Genomic DNA, 16,491 nt, shown 5'->3' on the forward strand with positions numbered 1-16,491 from the left:
GAACGGTGAATCAAACGCGGAACATGCTGACAGCGCGCGCGAGACGCTCGGCCTGATCGCGCAGTTCGGCGGTGGAGTGCTCGGCTTCACCAACGAGCGTCGCGTTCTGCTGGGTCGCTTCGCCGATCAGCATGACCGCGCTGTTCACCTGCTCGATGCCGCTCGCCTGCTCGCGCGACGCAACGCCGATCTCGTCGACGATCGCATTCACGCGCGAGACCCGCTCGACGATGCCGCTCATCGTGTCGCTCGCTTCCTCGGCGATCTTGTAGCCGTGCGAGACTTTCTGCGCGGACTCGGCGATCAATGCCTCGATCTCCTTGACGGCGTCCGCGCTGCGTTGCGCGAGCGCGCGCACTTCGGATGCGACCACCGCGAAGCCCTTGCCGTGCTCGCCCGCGCGCGCCGCTTCGACGGCTGCATTCAACGCGAGAATGTTGGTCTGGAACGCGATGCCTTCGATGGTCGCGGTGATGTCCGCGATACGTCGCGCAGATGCATCGATCTCGCCCATCGTTTCGACCACGCGTCCGACGGCGTCACCGCCCGCGCGTGCCGCATCCGATGCCGAGGCGACGAGCGTGCCCGCCTGCGCGGTATTCGCCGCGTTCTGCTGCACGGTCGACGTGATCTCTTCCATGCTTGCCGCGGTTTCCTCGACGCTCGCCGCCTGCGTGGCGATGCGCGTCGCGATATCGCTGCTGCCCGAAGCGATGCGCGCGGTGCCTTCGTTCATGTCGGCCGACGCGCTGCGCACTTGCGCGACGATACCCGCGAGCCCGTGCGCGATGCCGTCGATCGCACGCATCAGGCGACCGATATCGTCCTTGCGCGCACTGTCGATGCGCACCGTGAGATCGCCGGCGGCGATGCGCTCGGAGGCGCGCGTCACGTCGTCGATAGGGCGGCCGACGAGCTTCGTGACCGCATAGAGCAGCACGCCGACGAGCAGTGCGACGACGACCAGCCCGAGAACGAGAAAGCGGTTGCGGCTCTGGTGGACACCGGCGAGCAGTTCGTCGCGATACGCGATGCCGCCGATCATCCATTGCCATTGCGGCACCGTCATGTAGACGATCTCCTTCGTGCCGCCGTGCACGCGCGCGTCCGCGCCGGAGATGTCCGCGCCGTCGAACACGAGCGCGCCTTCGTGCGCGTCGAGCATCTGCCTGAATGGGGCCACGCGTTCATCGGCCAGTTGGCCTTTCGAGCCGGGATGCACCAGCAGCTTGCCGCGATTCGCGCCGCCCGATGCATCGATCACGAAGTGATAGCCGCTCGCGCCGATCACGAGCTTCGCGATCGTGTCCTGCAGCGCGGCGAATTCGGACGTCACGTCGACGCCCACGAAAAGCGCGCCGATCACGCGTCCCGATGCATCCTTGACCGGCTTGTACTCGGTGATGTACTGCTTGCCGAATAGCGCCGCGATACCGATATACGGCTTTCCCGCGATCATTGGCGCGTACGCGGGGCCTTTGCGATCGAGCAGCGTGCCGATCGCGCGCGTACCGTCCTGCTTCTTGAGCGATGTGGTCACGCGCACGAAATCGTCGCCGGTGCGGGCGAAGATCGTCGCGATCGCGCCGCTTTCCTCGAGGAACGCATCGGGGATCGTGAAGTCGTTGTTCAGCGGCGTGTCGCCCGCGAGAAAGGTCGGCGTCGCCACGCCGCCGATGTCCACGGTGCGCGTCTCGTCGAGCGCGAAAGTGGACGGCAGGCGATGCGCGAAGATCGTCATGAAGCGCATGACTTCCGCGCTCACGGCCTTGTCGAAGAGGCCGATCATCGTCGCGATCGAGCGATTCTCGCTTTCGACGCGTGCCAGCGCATGCGTGTCCACTTGCTCGCCCGCGCTTTTCGTGACGGCGATGGTGAAGAAGGCAACGACGGCTGCTGTGAGCGCGCACGCGAGCACGGCGAACTTGGTCCCGACATTCATGCGGGCCAGGGTATTACGAAGCATGGAGTATGACTGGTCGATAAAAGAGTTGTAGCGACTCTTATCGGCAGATACTTAAAAGATCTTTAATTCTTCCCACGGCGAGGCGTCATCGACGTTGCCTCATCGCCAGGGCGACGCCCGAGAGCGTGAGGGCCATCGCGACCGCTTCGCGTGCGCCGAGCGGCTCGCCCAGCGCGAGCGCCGCCGCGACGATGCCCATGATCGGCACGAGCAGCATGCCGATGGACGCGACATCGGCGGGCAGATGGCGCAGCGTCGCAAACCACGCGAGATAGCAGACGGCCATCGGCACGAGGCTCATGTACACGAGCACGGCCCAGCCATCGAGTTTGAGCGCGGAAAACACCGGATGCTCGATGAAGAGGCCGAGCACGATCATCGGCGCGCAACCGATGCCGACTTGCCAGGCGACGAGCGTGATCGGGGCGATGGGCATCGGCCCGTGCGTGATGACGGTGCCGAGTGCGAACAACACCGCGGCCGAGAGCGCGAATGCGATGCCGGCGATCTTGCCGGCATCGAAGGAAAGCCCGTGCGCCGAGAGCAGCACGACGACGCCCGCAAGACCGAGCGCGAGCGCGCAAAAGCCCGCGATCGACGGCTTGCGCTTCGCGATAGGCCATGCGAGCAGCATCGCCCAGATCGGCATCGTGTAGACGAGCAGCGCGCCTTCGCCGACCGAGAGCCATTTCATCGATAGCGTGGAGAAGCCCATCCACGCGAAGACGTTGATCGCCGACGCGAGCAGCAGCCGCGGCACGAGCGCGAGCGGCACGCGCGTGTTCTCGCCGGCGAAGCGTGCGATGACGCCGAGCAGCACGGCGGCGGCGATGCCCGCGACGCCGCGCGAAAAGAGCGGCGGCCACTCGCGGAGCAGAACCTTCATGGCGGGCCAGTTCAGCGCCCAGCCGGTGGCGGTGACGAGCAGATAGACGAACCCCGTCAGACGAGCTGGCATGAGAAGGCGGTTTGTTGTTGTTTGTGGGGGTTCGATCATACAGGCGCGCCCGCACGCAAAACGCCAAATGGCATGCAAAAGGCGTAATGCAAAGAACCACGAGTCGCACGGATCGGGCGGCCGAAGGAAACTGGGCAGAAAACGATTAACTTTCGTCTGTACTGGGAAAGTCGTGGCTCGAAGAAGCCTTGTGACCCGCTCTGACACTGTCTGCGGCTTCATTAGGGCAAACACTAGGATAGCCACTTGGCAACAAACGCACTATCCTTCGAAAAACGTTTTCCAAAACCAGGCCGGCATTGCGGCTTCACCTCAAGGCCACGCCCACGGCGCTCGTCGCCGTTTCACGCAACAAAGAACGCGGCACGACGAGCGCCGCCGCGTCCGGAGACTTTCATGAACACTGTCGTTGCCGGCGTCGTGCGTACCGCCAGCCGTTATCGCTGGACCGTGTGCGCGCTGCTCTTCTTCGCCACGGTCATCAACTACATGGACCGGCAGATCCTCGGTCTGCTCGCCCCGATGCTGCAGCACGACATCGGCTGGACGCAGGTGCAGTACGGCCGCATCGTGATCGCGTTCTCGGCGTTCTACGCGATCGGTCTCCTTTGCTTCGGGCGCATCGTCGACTGGCTCGGCACGCGCATCTCCTACGCGCTCGCGATGTTCGTGTGGAGCATCGCCGCGATGCTGCACGCGGCCGTCGGCTCGGTGATGGGCTTCGCGATGGTCCGCGCGCTGCTCGGCATCGGCGAGGGCGGCAACTTCCCGGCCGCGATCAAGACGACCGCCGAATGGTTCCCGCGCCGTGAGCGCGCGCTCGCGACGGGCATCTTCAACTCCGGCGCGAACATCGGCGCGGTGTTCGCACCGGCGCTCATCCCGGCGCTCGCGGTGGCCTTCGGCTGGCGCTCGGCGTTCGTGATGGTCGGCGCGATCGGCCTCGTGTGGCTCGTCGTGTGGTTCGTGATGTATCGCCAGCCCGACGGACGCGCGCATGACGACGAGATCGCCGACGAAGGCGACGAAACCAACGCCGCCGACGCCGCCGCTCACGCGAAAGCGGGCGCGCCGGGCTTCAAGGAGCTCATCAAGAAGCGCGAGACGTGGGCGTTCATCGTCGGCAAGTTCCTGACCGATCCGGTGTGGTGGTTCTACCTGTTCTGGCTGCCGAAGTGGCTCAATGAATCGCGCGGTATGGACATGCAGCACATCGGCTTGCCGCTCGTCGTGATCTATGCGATCACCACCATCGGCAGTATCGGCGGCGGCTGGATTTCGTCGGCGCTGCTGCGTGCGGGCTGGACCGTGAATGCAGCGCGCAAGACCGCGATGCTGATCTGCGCATGCGCCGTGCTGCCGATCGCGTTCGTATCGCAAGCCGAGAATCTGTGGGTCGCCGTGGCGATCGTCGGCCTCGCGGCAGCGGCGCATCAGGGCTGGTCGGCGAACCTCTTCACGACGGCATCTGATCTGTTCCCGCGCCGTGCGGTGGGCGCGGTGGTCGGTATCGGCGGCATGGCCGGCTCGATCGGCGGCGTGCTGTTCTCGGAAGTGATCGGCCAGGTGCTGCAACGCACGGGCCACTACTGGGTGCTGTTCGCGATCGGCGCATCGGCGTATCTCATCGCCTTCGCGATCATGCATATGCTCACGCCGAAGATGAAGCCGGCGAAGCTCGCCGCGTAATTCGTATCAACGGGTAATACGCATCGCCATGCGCCGCGCCGCCAGCACTCGCAACATGCAGGCGGCGCGGCGCGCGTCATGCGGCGGCAGCAGTCGATTCGCGCACGATCAGCCGCGGCTCGAACATGGAGTTGCCCGGGTCCGGATGACCGTTGAGGGCGTCGATGAGTTTCTGCATGGCGAGTTCGCCCATCTTCTCGCTTTGAATGTCGACGGTTGTGAGGCCCGGTGCCGCATACGCGCCGTAAGGCACGTTGTCGATGCCGGTCACCGACACGTCCTGCGGCACGCGAATGCCGAGCGACGCGGCTTCCTTCATGAAGCCGAGCGCGATCAGGTCGTTGTAGCAGATCACCGCTTGCGGCCGCTTCGGCCCGAGCATCACGCGCGAACAAGCCTGTTCGCCGGCGAGAGAAGTCGGCGCGTGGGCTTCGTAGATGTCGAGCTCGAGGCCCGCTTCGGCAAGACATTCGCGTGCACCGCGAATCCGTTCGTCGTTGATGCGCGCGTGCTCGAAACCGAGATACGCGATGCGGCGATGCCCGAGATCGAGCAGGTGCCGCGCGAGCATGTAGGTAGCAAGACGGCTGTTGATGCCGACGCTCGGAATGGGCAGTTCGGCATTGCGCAGCAGGACGACGGGCTTGTCGAGATCGAGCATCCACTTGGCGTTTTCGTCGGCGAGGCGCGAGCTCACGAGCAGGCCGTCCACGCGCTGCGCGAGCGCTTCGATGAGGGGACGTTCGCGCGCCTGGTTCTCGTCGATATCGACGAGCAGGAGCGTGTAGTCGTGCCGCAGCGCGATGCGGTTCGCACCCTTCACGACGTGCGTGAAGTGCGGATTGCTGATGTCGAGGATCGTGAGTCCGATGGTGCGCGTCTTGCCTGTGATCATCGAGCGCGCGAGCGGGTTCGAACGATAGCCGAGCGAATCGATTGCTTCCTTGAGCTTCGCTTCGACGGGCGCGGAGAAGCGCTGCGCACCGTTGATGTACTTGGATACCGTCGCGACCGATACGCCCGCTGCGGCGGCGACGTCGCGAATGGTCGGGGAAATTTTCTTCATTCGGAGGGTAACGTTTTCGCAGTGTTAACGGATTGTCGCAGAAAATCGGGAAACAATGACAGTGCATTACGCATTTTGCATGCGGCCTTTTGCATGCCAAACGTCGATTGACGGCTCATGCAGCCGGTCGCTATAGTCCCGAAAACGTTTTCTTCCTTTTTGCTTTCAACGCATTACCACGAATTCGACAGGAGTCTCCATGAATCAGCCAAACGCAGCGGGCAAGCCATTCAAGCGCCTGCTTCTGACCGGCGCGGCCGGCAATCTCGGCCGCCAGTTGCGCGGCGCGCTCGCGCAATGGGCCGATGTCGTGCGTCTCTCCGACATCGCACCGCTCGACGATGCAGCGAGCCATGAAGAAGTGAGCGCCGTCGATCTCGCGGATCGCGAGAAGGTGATGCGTCTCGTCGAGGGCGTCGATGCGATCGTCCATCTCGGCGGCATCTCGATCGACGCGCCCTTCGACGATCTGATCGAAGCGAATATCCGCGGCACGTACAACATCTACGAAGCGGCGCGCCGCTACGGCGTGAAGCGCATCGTGTTCGCGAGCTCGAACCATGCAATCGGCTTTCATCCCGTCACTGAAGTGCTCGACGCGGACTCGCCGCATCGGCCGGACAGCCTCTATGGCGTGACGAAGTGCTTCGGCGAATCGCTGTCGCGCTATTACTTCGACCGCTTCGGCATCGAGACGGTGAACCTGCGTATCGGCTCGTCGTTCGAGGAGCCCAAGAATCCGCGCATGCTCGTCACGTATCTGAGCTTCCGCGATTTCATCGAACTGGTGCGTTGCTCGCTGTTCGCGAACCGTGTCGGCCATGCGGTGGTGTATGGCGTCTCGGACAATCCGGTGAAGTGGTGGGACAACTCGAAGGCGGGCTTCATCGGCTTCAATCCGCAGGACAGCTCCACGCAGTTCAACGGACTCTTTCCGGTCACCGCGCCCACTGCCGATCGCGACGATCCCGCGCAGTGCTTCCAGGGCGGCCCGTTCGTGCTCGGCGAGCCGATGGAGCGCAAGCGATGAGCGCGGCGATTCGCGCGGAGCGAATCGAGGCGGGCGGGCGCGCGACGGTCGGCGAATGTCCGGTATGGCGTGCGCAGGAGGGCGCGCTCTATTGGGTCGACATTCCGGCGCGGCGCATCGTGCGGCTCGATATCGCAAGCGCGCGCCGTACGGAATGGGCGTTCGCCGAACAGGTCGCGTGCTTCGCGTTCGATGGGGCGGGGCGCGTCGTCGCCGGCATGGAGAGCGGGATGTTCGGCATGACGCTCTCCGATGCGAGCGAGCCGCGCGCCGTCAAGCTCGCCGCGCCTGCGTTTCCCGCAAAAGGCATGCGCTTCAACGATGGCCGTTGCGACAGGCAAGGGCGTTTCTGGGCGGGCACGATGGTGCAGGACATGTCGCTCGCAAGTTCGGTCGGCGCGCTCTATCGTTTCGATGAGAACGGCGTGCTGTCCGCGCCCGTCGTCGAGGGTTTGATCACCCAGAACGGCCTCGCGTGGTCGCCCGATGGCAGGACGATGTATCTGTCCGACTCGCATCCGCAACGGCGTCTTGTCTGGGCATTCGACTTCGACCCCGAGAGCGGCACGCCAAGCGCGCAACGCGTGTTCGCCGATCTCCACGACTACGCGGGCCGCCCCGATGGCGCCGCGGTCGATGCCGACGGCTGCTACTGGACTTGCGCGAACGACGCGGGACGCCTGCTGCGCTTCACGCCGCAAGGCAAGCTCGATCGCGAGATCGCACTCCCCGCGAGCAAGCCGTCGATGTGCGCGTTCGGCGGCAGCGACCTGAAGACGCTCTATGTCACGACAATTCGTCCGGCAACGAATGCCACTGACGACGACGGTTATGTGTTCGCATTGAACCCCGGTGTGCAAGGCTTACCGGAACCAGAATACGCAGGTGTGTTACCGGTCGCATAATCTTCACTGAACGGGGCGAATTGTTCGCCCCGTTCGCGATTTTTTCGCACAGTTTGGGATTCACGCGGGTCGATGCACCGTGTTGGCGTGCATCGAAAAGATGGACACGTACCGCTCCGGAACCGATACCAAGGTCAAACACCAATGCTGTAGTTCCTCCTTAAAGAGTAGTCTCCGCAAGTACCTCAAGTACTAGCGATCTACCGATTCTCTAATCCGGAGGAGACATAGATGGACCTTGAAGCTCGCACCATGAAACGCGTGATGGTTCGCCTCGTGCCGTTCCTGATCTTGTGTTACTTCATCGCGTATCTGGACCGCGTGAACGTCGGCTTTGCGGCCTTGCAGATGAACAAGGCGCTCGGTTTCACCGCAAGCATGTTCGGCTTCGGCGCCGGCATTTTCTTTATCGCCTATTTCTTTTTCGAGGTTCCGTCCAACCTGCTGCTCGAACGATTCGGCGCGCGCCGCTGGATCGCGCGCATCATGTTCACATGGGGCATTCTCGCAGCGGCGATGGCCTACATTCCGCACATCGCGCAAGCGACCGGACTGTCGAACGCCTATGTGTTCTATGGCCTGCGCATTCTGCTCGGCGTGGCGGAAGCGGGCTTCTTTCCCGGCATCATCTTTCTGCTGACCTTGTGGTTCCCGGCGAAGTATCGCGGCCGCGTCGTCGGCTACTTCATGGCGGCCATTCCGCTGTCCACGGTGATCGGCGGACCGATCTCCGGCGCGCTGCTGCAGATGGACGGCCTGGGCGGCATGCAGGGCTGGCAATGGCTCTATTTGATCGAAGCATTGCCTGCGCTGTTGCTCGCGTTCGTCGTGTACTTCTATCTGACCGACAAGCCGACGGACGCGCACTGGCTCGCGAAGGAAGAGCGCGACTGGCTCGTGAATCGTCAGGCGCACGAGCGGGCGCATCGCGAATCCGTGCATTCGTTCAGCGTGAAGGAAGCCATTTTCAATCCGCGCGTGCTGGCGATCGCGTTGATTTATTTCGGCGCGAATGCAACCAACTATGGCTTGAGCTTCTTCCTGCCGCAAATCGTGAAAGCATTCGGCCTGACCAACCTGCAGACGGGCTTCGTCACGTCGTTGCCTTATGCCGTGGGCGTGATCGGCATGGTGCTATGGGGCCGTCATTCGGACCGCAAGCTCGAGCGCCGCTGGCACGTCGCGATCGCGTTGATGGTCGCGGCGGGCGGCATCGCGGCATCGGCGGGTCTCGACAACCCGGTGCTGAAGATGATCGCGCTTTCGATCGCGGGCTTCGGCATCTTCGGCTGCCTGCCGGTGATCTGGACGTTGCCGTCGTCGTTCCTGTCGGGCGCGGCCGCGGCCGGCGGTATCGCCGCGATCAATTCGCTCGGCAATCTCGCGGGCTTCTTCGGTCCTTATGTGATGGGCTGGATCAAGGACAGCACGGGCGGCTTCGGCGCGGGCCTGCTGTGTCTCGCGGGCGCGGGCATGGTGGGCGTGGCGGCGGTGTTGCTGCTGCATCATGATTCCGCCCTGGAGACGATTCCCGGCGCGCATGATATCGATGGGGATGGGGAGCCGAACATGGCGGCCCGTTGAAGACGTAAGCATCATCGTGGCAAGGACCGTGTCGATACGCGGTCCTTGCCACGCATTCAGCCTTCAACATTCACTCGGACGCAGCCTGCGCCCTGCGCAATCTCTCCCGGCTGTTGATCAGATGCAGCCGCATCGCGGTGCGTGCCGAATCGGCATCGCCGCGCTCGATCGCATCCGCGATCTGCTCATGCTCGCGGTTTACGCGCATCAGATACTCTGCGTATCGATCGCGTGGAATCGGCGTCGCCGTGAGGCGCGTGCGCGGGATCATGCGCGTCCCGAGATGCTCCATGATCTCGACGAAATAGCGATTACCGGTTGCATGCGCGATCTCCATGTGAAAGCGCAGATCGGGCGATACGGTGTCGGCTGCGTCGTCCACGCTGTGCGCGAAGTCGGCGAGCGCGGAGCGCATGGTTGCGAGGCGGGCGGCGTCGCAACGCATGGCGGCGAGTCCCGCGCTCTCCGTCTCCAGGCTGATGCGCAATTCGAGGATGGCCAACGCATCGAGGGAGCCCGCCACATCGGCAGGATCGAGCTGCAATAGCGACGATGCACCCGCTTCGCACACGAACGTGCCTATGCCATGCCGCGTCTCCACGAGCCCCGCGGCTTGCAGACGCGATAGCGCTTCCCTGACCACCGTGCGGCTCACGCCGAAACGCTGCACCATTTCCGCTTCGGTCGGAAGACGGCCGCCGGCCTTCAGTTCCTTCGAATCGATTTGCGCGCGCAACGCATCCACGAGTTGCGCGGTGAGGCTGCGTCGCGTTCCCGGCAACGCGATGGATGCGTCCGTGGAAAAGGCGGGGAGCGTGTCGGCATGAAGATCGGGCGATAGCGTCACGGCGTTCTCGTTGGAGTGGGTTTTACACACATTGACAAATCGTTCGGCAAATGATGATATGCGTGATGCGGTGATATGACAACGTACAAGAAGATGCGTGCAGGGTAATCCCTAGCCACGACAGCTTCGAACGAGACCGGAATTCAAAGCACCGGTCGACAGGAGACACAACTCGATGGAACAACAAAACAGCACGCCGTCCTCCGATGACATCGCGCAATTCGATCGCCTGCTGCTGACGGGCGCCGCGGGCGGAATCGGGCGGGCGATCCGGCATCGCGTCGCCGAGTTCGCGCGGCATGTGCGCATCTCCGATCTGCCGGGCGTCTTGCCCGGCGATGCCGTGCCCCATGAAGAAATCGGGCCTTGCGATCTCGCGGACCGCCTTGCAGTCGACGCGCTCGCGAAGGATTGCGATGCGATCATCCATCTCGGCGGCGTGTCGGTCGAGCGCCCGTTCGAGGAGATTCTCGAGGCGAACATCAAGGGCGTGTTCAACCTCTACGAAGCGGCGCGGCGTCAGGGCGTGAAGCGCATCGTGTTCGCGAGCTCGAATCACGTGACGGGCTTCTATCGGCAGGACGAACGAATCGATGCCACCGCACGCAAGCGTCCCGATGGTTACTACGGCTTGTCGAAATCGTTCGGCGAAGACATGGCACAGATGTACTTCGACCGTTATGGCATCGAGACCGTGAGCATTCGCATCGGCTCGGTGTTTCCGGAGCCGAAGGATCGCCGCATGATGGCGAGCTGGATGAGCTACGACGATTTTCACGATCTGTTGCGCCGCAGCCTCTTCACGCCGGACGTGGGACACACGATCGTGTTCGGCATGTCCGCAAACGCTCACACGTGGTGGGACAACCGCTGCGCCGCGCATCTCGGCTTCGTGCCGCGCGACTCGTCCGAGCCGTTCCGCGAAAAGGTCGAAGCGACGCCGCCGCCCGCGCCCACCGACCCGGTGGCCGTATTGCAAGGCGGCACGTTCACGACGACAGGCCCGTTCGACCCGGTTTAATGCATGCAGAATGCAGTACACGGGATTTGTAGTATGTCGTCATACATCCCGTGCCGGCTGCATTGAGTAGGGCGCCCACACTTCAGGGGACATTCGCCGCCATGTTTTCTCTCGATTTTTCACCGCTGTTACCGTACTGGCCGACGTTTCTGCTGGGCGCGTGGCTCACGCTCAAGATGACGTGCGTGGCTGTGTTCTTCGGGCTGATTCTCGGCATGCTGGTCGCGTTCGCCAAGCGCGCGAAGGTGCCGGTGCTCACGCGTATCTGCATCATCTATATCGAGGCCGTGCGCAATACGCCGTTTCTCGTGCAGATCTTTCTGTTGTACTTCGGTCTCGCGAGCATCGGCTTGCGCATGCCGACCTTCGCGGCCGCCGCGCTCGCGATGACCATCAACATCGGCGCATACGCGGCCGAGATCATTCGCGCCGGGCTGGAATCGGTGCCGCGCGGACAGATCGAAGCTGCCGAATGCCTCGGGCTTTCGAAGTGGCGCATCGGCTGGCACGTGATGTTGCAGCCGTCGATCGAAAAGGTGTATCCCGCGTTGACGAGCCAGTTTCTTTTGATGATGCAGGCTTCCGCGATTGCCTCGCAGATCTCGGCGGAAGAGCTCACGGCGGTTGCGAACACGGTGCAGTCCGATACGTACCGCTCGCTCGAAACATACATCGTGGTCGCTGCGCTGTATCTCGCTTTGTCGCTGATCATCAAGCTCATTGCGTGGGCAGTGGGCGAGCATCTCTTCAAGCGCCGCCGCGCGATTCGTCTCGCCGCCAAACGCGCGGGCAAGACGCCGCCCGATCCGCAGCGCATCGATACCGTCATTCCCGGAGGTGCGGCATGAACGCCGGATTCACGTCATCGCACCTGGTTTATCTGACGCAATCGATCGGCTGGACGCTGGTGCTTTCCGCGCTAGCATTCGTGCTCGGCGGCATCGGCGGATTCGGCGTGATGCTCGCGCGCATCTCGCCGCGCGCATGGCTCGCGCGCGCGGCGCTCGTCTATATCGAAGCGATTCAGGGCATTCCGCTGCTGATTCTGCTGTTCATCGTGTACTTCGGCTTGTCGGTCTATGGCTTTCAGGTGCCCGCGCTCGTCGCGGCGGGGCTTGCTTTGATGGTGTATTCGAGCGCTTATCTCGGCGATATCTGGCGCGGCTGTATCGAAGCGATGCCGAAGCCTCAATGGGAAGCCTCGGAGTGTCTTTCGCTTACGCGCTGGCAAACGCTGCGCCTCGTGATCATCCCGCAGGCGATGCGTCTCGCGTTGCCGCCGACAGTCGGCTTTCTCGTGCAGCTCATCAAGATGACATCGCTTGCTTCGGTGATCGGCTTTGTCGAACTGACGCGCGCGGGCCAGATCATCAACAACTCGATCTTCCAGCCGTTCCTCATCTTCGGACTGGTCGGCGCTTTCTATTTCGTACTGTGCTATCCGCTTTCGCGCTGGAGCCAATCGATGGAGAACAAGCTCAATGTCAGCAATCGTTAAGGTCGGCGATATTCACAAGAGCTTCGGCTCCAATCACGTTCTGAAGGGCGTGTCCTTCGAAGTCAAAAAGGGCGAAATGATCGCGGTGATCGGCGCGAGCGGCTCGGGCAAGAGCACGGCGTTGCGCTGCATCGACAGACTCGAGACGATCGATCAAGGGCAGATCGAAGTATGCGGGATTCGCGTCGATGATCCGAAGGTCGATCTGCATCTGTTGCGCCGTGAAGTGGGCATCGTGTTTCAAAGCTATAACCTCTTTCCGCATCTGACGGTGGAAGAGAACATCATGCTCGCGCTGCGCCACGTGAAGAAGATGTCGCGCGACGAAGCGCGGCGCATTGCGACGAACGTGCTGGAGCAGGTCGGTCTCGGGCAGAAGGCCGGCGCGTATCCCGAGCAGCTATCCGGCGGACAACAGCAGCGCGTGGCGATTGCGCGCTCGCTCGCGATGTCGCCGAAGGTGATGCTGTTCGACGAAGTGACCTCGGCGCTCGATCCGCAACTGACGGGCGAGGTGCTGCGCGTGATGGAAGATCTCGCAGCGGACGGCATGACGATGCTGCTCGTCACGCACGAGATGGCCTTCGCGAAGCGCGTGGCGGATCGCATCATTTACATGCATCAGGGCAAGGTATGGGAAGTGGGCGACGGCAGCATGCTCGACGCGCCTCGCACGCCCGAACTGCGCGCATTTCTCGATAACGGACTTTGATAGCCGCGACATCGATCCATTGCAACATCAATAACGACGGAGACTTAAATGAAAGCGAAAACAATCCTTGCACGCGCGGCCCTCGCAACCCTGATGATGGCCGGCGTGGCTCATAGCGCCCTGGCCGATGAGTTCGATGACATCAAGAAGGCGGGCGTCGTGCGCGTCGCGGTCGCGATCGGCACGCCGCTCTTCAGCTATGCGGATCAGAACCTGAAGCCCGCGGGCTCCGATGTCGATACCGCCACGGCGCTCGCGAAGGATCTCGGCGTGAAGCTCGAACTCGTGCAGATCACCAACGCCGCACGCATTCCGACGCTGCAGGCCAAGCGCGCGGACCTCGTTATTTCTTCCTTGTCGGTGACGCCGGAGCGCGCGAAAGTGGTCGATTTCTCGAACCCGTATGCGGTGATCTCGATCATCGTCGGCGGCGTGAAGACGGCCAGCGTGAAGAATTACGCGGATCTCGACGGCAAGACCATCGGCCTCACGCGCGCCACGGTGAACGACACGCTCACGACGCAACAGGCGAAGGGCGCGCAAATCCAGCGCTATGAGGACGACGCGACGCTTATCACGTCCATGGTCACGGGCCAGGTCGATATCTTCTCGAGCACGCCTTCGAACCTGAAGGAGATGCAGGATCGTGCACCCCAGCGCAACATCGAGATGAAGTTCGAGCAGAAGACCTTCGATCTCGGCATTGCTATGAACAAGGATCAGCCGCGCCTGAAGGAATGGGTGAACAACTGGGTCGGCACGAACATGAAGAACGGCAATCTGAACACGATCTACAAGAAGTACCACGGACGTGATCTGCCGGAGAACGTGCGCAAGGGCGTTTGAGCGTCCTGCCTGCCGAGCATCGAGCGGGCGCTTCGGGCGCCCGCTCGACGTGATCGCTTCAGACCATCGGAATGCGTGGCCCGTCGAGCGGCCGGAGCTTTCCGGGATGCGTCACGCGGCACAGCGCCTCGACGAAGTAGAAGTCGCCGAACATCGTCGCGCCATCGACGCCTATGTTATGCGGCTTCGAATAACACGAGTTGTGCAACAGTCCGTGCTGGCCATCCTTCGTGAATTCGTCACGGCAGAGCGCTTCGAGCATCGCGATGCCGTGACGGCGCCATTTCGCGGCGGCTTGCGTATCGGGATGCAGTCGCGCCATCTCCACGAGCGCAGAAGCGACGATCGCAGCCGCCGCCGTGTCCTTGATCTCCGCGTCCTTGCCGGTCGCGTCGAAATCCCATGGCGGCACGTGGCGCCCCTCGAGCCGATGCAGATAGTAGTCGGCGAGACGCTCCGCGAGATCCAGATACGCGCGCTTGCCGGTCTCGCGCGCGGAATGCACATAACCGTAGATCGCCCACGCCTGGCCGCGGCTCCACGCTGATTCGTCGAACGCGCCCTGGAACGTGTAGCCGCGCTTGCGCGCGCCGCTTTCGACGTCGTATTCGACCGCGTGATACGTCGAATCGTCTTCGCGCACGAACGCGCGTGCGGTCATTTCCGCGTGCGCATCGGCCGCGTGGCGATAGCTGCCGTCATCGGCATGATTCGCGGCCCAGTAGAGCAAGGACAGGTTCGCCATCGTATCGATCGCCGATGCGCTGCGGCCGCGCGGGTCGGAGAGCGGGCCCCACGAAGCGATATAGGCGCCGTCTCGTGTGGTCACTAGGCGTGCGCGCAATTTATCGGCGGCTTCGAGTGCGATGTTCGCGAACCATGGGTCGCCCGTCACGTGATGGCCGGGTACCGCGCTGCTGTCGAAGATGAAGCCGATGTCATGCGTGTTCGGATCGTGCGCGCGCTGCTCGACGAGACGCATGCGTGCGCGAGCCCAGTCGAGAAAGCGCGCTTCGCCGGTGTGCAGATAGGACGTCAGCAAGAGCCCGACCCAGAAGCCGCAGAACCAGTTGCCGTGACTCCACGCATCGCCGTCATAGCCGGCGGAAAGCGAGGAGGGCAGACGCACCCAGTTGCCGTCGGGGCCCGTGACTTGCGGGAATTCGACGCCGAAGCTCAGTTCGTCGGCGGCGACTTTTTCAGCGGTGCGGTCGAGCGTCTTGCGAAAGAGCTGTTCTTGTTCCGGGGTGATTGCAGACACAGTGTCTCCTTTGAATCGTCGCTGGAACCGGCGGTGCCGGCATCGTTTGACTGATTCTATGAAGGCGCTCTGTCGCTGCGTTAGGATGAAACGCGGGTTAAGTTGGACATTTTCGCCTGGCTTCCGAATCGATGTAGTTAGATATGCAACTTGTCCAGACTGCGACGATAGTCGATCGGCGATCGTCCCGTATGCTTGCGAAAGCATCGGCTGAAGTAGGCCGGATCATCGAAGGACAATTGCGCGGCGATCTCGGCGACATTCACTTCGGAATGCAGTAGCAGGCGCTTGGCTTCGAGCATCACGCGTTCGCGGATCAGCTTTGCCGCGGTGCTGCCGAGCGCCTGACGCGTCGCTTCATTGAGCGCGCGCTCGGTCACGTTGAGCAAACGCGCGTAGTCCGCGGCATCGTTCATCGAACGGAAATGCTTTTCCAGCAGACTCCTGAAACGCCGCGACAGGAGCACCGCGCGTGATGAGCCGGCTTCCGACAGCGCCGCCGCACTGCTCATGCGCGCCGCCTTGATCAGAAAGATGCGCAGATAAGCCCAGATTGCATCCTGATGGCCGAGCGGCTCTTCGTTGTACTCGTCCATGATGCCTTCGACGAGCCGCATCAACTCGCGCGCCTGTGCATCGGTGAGATAGACGGCTGCGGCGAGATGATCGAAGTCGTAGACCGGCACTTCGGTTTCCGAGTGGCGGTTTTTCACGCGAAACGAAAAGAACTCGGACGAGAAACTGATCGACCAGCCCACGGTATCGCTCGACAGAACGAAGTCGTGAATCTGTCCCGGCGCCATGAAGAAGAGCGATTGCGGCCGCACTTCATGGCGCACGGAATCGATCACGTGATGGCCCGTGCCCGATACGACCCAGGCGATGTGATAGAAGTCATGCCGATGCGGATAAGGCAATGTGGACTTCATCACTTCGAGCGGTGCGAAGTGAAAATCCATCGACTTGACGTGCGCGCCGTACTCGTAGTTCTCGATCTTGATGACCGGAACATGGCAGCCACATGCGGTACTCACCTGTCGTCTCCGTTTCGCGCCCACGGGGCGCTTTGGTCGGAGTTTAACGGAACGATTACAACGTGCGAAACTGG

Annotated in this window: 15 protein-coding genes; 9 read left to right on the top strand and 6 right to left on the bottom strand. The window is 62.6% G+C overall.

Annotation, left to right across the window (positions count from 1 at the left end; genetic code table 11):
- Positions 1-10: 10 nt before the first annotated feature.
- Together AC1Z32_RS03000 and AC1Z32_RS03005 are read right to left on the bottom strand one after the other, a co-directional pair.
- Complete coding sequence (locus tag AC1Z32_RS03000; protein WP_483477215.1) at positions 11-1,966, bottom strand: methyl-accepting chemotaxis protein; 1,956 nt, start codon at positions 1,964-1,966, stop codon at positions 11-13.
- A gap of 85 nt (positions 1,967-2,051) precedes the next feature.
- Positions 2,052-2,924 (bottom strand): DMT family transporter, encoded by an 873-nt coding sequence (locus AC1Z32_RS03005; RefSeq protein ID WP_483477216.1) that lies wholly within the window; start codon positions 2,922-2,924, stop codon positions 2,052-2,054.
- Between the two features lie 396 nt (positions 2,925-3,320).
- On the opposite strand from AC1Z32_RS03005, the gene AC1Z32_RS03010 reads away from it, so the two are divergent.
- On the top strand, positions 3,321-4,613 hold the full coding sequence (locus AC1Z32_RS03010; protein WP_483477217.1) for an MFS transporter: 1,293 nt from the start codon (positions 3,321-3,323) through the stop codon (positions 4,611-4,613).
- Between the two features lie 76 nt (positions 4,614-4,689).
- On the opposite strand, the gene AC1Z32_RS03015 is transcribed toward AC1Z32_RS03010, so the two are convergent.
- On the bottom strand, positions 4,690-5,679 hold the full coding sequence (locus AC1Z32_RS03015; protein ID WP_483477218.1) for a LacI family DNA-binding transcriptional regulator: 990 nt from the start codon (positions 5,677-5,679) through the stop codon (positions 4,690-4,692).
- A gap of 199 nt (positions 5,680-5,878) precedes the next feature.
- Here AC1Z32_RS03015 and AC1Z32_RS03020 point away from each other — a divergent pair, with 199 nt between their 5' ends.
- The 3 genes from AC1Z32_RS03020 to AC1Z32_RS03030 all read left to right on the top strand — a co-directional run bounded on the left by AC1Z32_RS03020 (position 5,879) and on the right by AC1Z32_RS03030 (position 9,198).
- Positions 5,879-6,709, top strand: a complete 831-nt coding sequence (locus tag AC1Z32_RS03020) for an NAD-dependent epimerase/dehydratase family protein (RefSeq protein WP_483477219.1) — start codon at positions 5,879-5,881, stop codon at positions 6,707-6,709.
- Complete coding sequence (locus tag AC1Z32_RS03025; protein WP_483477220.1) at positions 6,706-7,614, top strand: SMP-30/gluconolactonase/LRE family protein; 909 nt, start codon at positions 6,706-6,708, stop codon at positions 7,612-7,614. The genes AC1Z32_RS03020 and AC1Z32_RS03025 overlap by 4 nt, the downstream gene beginning before the upstream one ends.
- Positions 7,615-7,845: 231 nt before the next feature.
- Positions 7,846-9,198: an MFS transporter gene (locus AC1Z32_RS03030; RefSeq protein ID WP_483477221.1), complete on the top strand. Its 1,353-nt coding sequence runs from the start codon at positions 7,846-7,848 to the stop codon at positions 9,196-9,198.
- A 70-nt stretch (positions 9,199-9,268) separates the two neighbouring features.
- Here AC1Z32_RS03030 and AC1Z32_RS03035 read toward each other — a convergent pair whose 3' ends face one another.
- Positions 9,269-10,045, bottom strand: a complete 777-nt coding sequence (locus AC1Z32_RS03035; RefSeq protein WP_483477222.1) for a FadR/GntR family transcriptional regulator — start codon at positions 10,043-10,045, stop codon at positions 9,269-9,271.
- Positions 10,046-10,220: 175 nt separating this feature from the next.
- Between AC1Z32_RS03035 and AC1Z32_RS03040 the strand changes: the two genes are divergently transcribed.
- The 5 genes from AC1Z32_RS03040 (at position 10,221) to AC1Z32_RS03060 (ending at position 14,122) form a co-directional block, all read left to right on the top strand.
- Entirely contained in the window at positions 10,221-11,066 is an 846-nt protein-coding gene (locus tag AC1Z32_RS03040) for an NAD-dependent epimerase/dehydratase family protein (RefSeq protein ID WP_483477223.1), read from the top strand.
- Between the two features lie 101 nt (positions 11,067-11,167).
- On the top strand, positions 11,168-11,914 hold the full coding sequence (locus AC1Z32_RS03045; protein WP_483477224.1) for an amino acid ABC transporter permease: 747 nt from the start codon (positions 11,168-11,170) through the stop codon (positions 11,912-11,914).
- On the top strand, positions 11,911-12,564 hold the full coding sequence (locus tag AC1Z32_RS03050; protein ID WP_483477225.1) for an amino acid ABC transporter permease: 654 nt from the start codon (positions 11,911-11,913) through the stop codon (positions 12,562-12,564). The genes AC1Z32_RS03045 and AC1Z32_RS03050 overlap by 4 nt, the downstream gene beginning before the upstream one ends.
- Positions 12,548-13,276 carry an amino acid ABC transporter ATP-binding protein gene (locus AC1Z32_RS03055; RefSeq protein ID WP_483477226.1) on the top strand — a complete coding sequence of 243 codons (729 nt, stop codon included), beginning with the start codon at positions 12,548-12,550 and terminating at the stop codon, positions 13,274-13,276. The genes AC1Z32_RS03050 and AC1Z32_RS03055 overlap by 17 nt, the downstream gene beginning before the upstream one ends.
- Positions 13,277-13,324: 48 nt before the next feature.
- On the top strand, positions 13,325-14,122 hold the full coding sequence (locus AC1Z32_RS03060) for a transporter substrate-binding domain-containing protein (protein ID WP_483477227.1): 798 nt from the start codon (positions 13,325-13,327) through the stop codon (positions 14,120-14,122).
- 58 nt (positions 14,123-14,180) lie between these two features.
- Here the strand turns inward: AC1Z32_RS03060 and AC1Z32_RS03065 are convergent, their stop codons facing one another.
- Together AC1Z32_RS03065 and AC1Z32_RS03070 are read right to left on the bottom strand one after the other, a co-directional pair.
- The gene (locus AC1Z32_RS03065) at positions 14,181-15,383 is read right to left on the bottom strand and encodes a glycoside hydrolase family 88 protein (protein WP_483477228.1); all 1,203 of its coding nucleotides are present in this window, start codon (positions 15,381-15,383) and stop codon (positions 14,181-14,183) included.
- A 137-nt stretch (positions 15,384-15,520) separates the two neighbouring features.
- Positions 15,521-16,417 carry a helix-turn-helix domain-containing protein gene (locus tag AC1Z32_RS03070; RefSeq protein WP_483477229.1) on the bottom strand — a complete coding sequence of 299 codons (897 nt, stop codon included), beginning with the start codon at positions 16,415-16,417 and terminating at the stop codon, positions 15,521-15,523.
- Between the last annotated feature and the right edge of the window lie 74 nt (positions 16,418-16,491).

The sequence above is a fragment of the Caballeronia sp. 11_S32 genome, assembly GCF_056930355.1.

Bases quoted from the DNA above. Each gene is read 5' to 3' on its own strand.
- AC1Z32_RS03015 (WP_483477218.1), bottom strand. From the start codon at position 5,679: ATGAAGAAAATTTCCCCGACCATTCGCGACGTCGCCGCCGCAGCGGGC.
- AC1Z32_RS03020 (WP_483477219.1), top strand. From the start codon at position 5,879: ATGAATCAGCCAAACGCAGCGGGCAAGCCATTCAAGCGCCTGCTTCTG.
- AC1Z32_RS03060 (WP_483477227.1), top strand. From the start codon at position 13,325: ATGAAAGCGAAAACAATCCTTGCACGCGCGGCCCTCGCAACCCTGATG.
- AC1Z32_RS03025 (WP_483477220.1), top strand. From the start codon at position 6,706: ATGAGCGCGGCGATTCGCGCGGAGCGAATCGAGGCGGGCGGGCGCGCG.
- AC1Z32_RS03000 (WP_483477215.1), bottom strand. From the start codon at position 1,966: ATGCTTCGTAATACCCTGGCCCGCATGAATGTCGGGACCAAGTTCGCC.
- AC1Z32_RS03030 (WP_483477221.1), top strand. From the start codon at position 7,846: ATGGACCTTGAAGCTCGCACCATGAAACGCGTGATGGTTCGCCTCGTG.
- AC1Z32_RS03055 (WP_483477226.1), top strand. From the start codon at position 12,548: ATGTCAGCAATCGTTAAGGTCGGCGATATTCACAAGAGCTTCGGCTCC.
- AC1Z32_RS03010 (WP_483477217.1), top strand. From the start codon at position 3,321: ATGAACACTGTCGTTGCCGGCGTCGTGCGTACCGCCAGCCGTTATCGC.
- AC1Z32_RS03045 (WP_483477224.1), top strand. From the start codon at position 11,168: ATGTTTTCTCTCGATTTTTCACCGCTGTTACCGTACTGGCCGACGTTT.
- AC1Z32_RS03005 (WP_483477216.1), bottom strand. From the start codon at position 2,924: ATGCCAGCTCGTCTGACGGGGTTCGTCTATCTGCTCGTCACCGCCACC.
- AC1Z32_RS03050 (WP_483477225.1), top strand. From the start codon at position 11,911: ATGAACGCCGGATTCACGTCATCGCACCTGGTTTATCTGACGCAATCG.
- AC1Z32_RS03040 (WP_483477223.1), top strand. From the start codon at position 10,221: ATGGAACAACAAAACAGCACGCCGTCCTCCGATGACATCGCGCAATTC.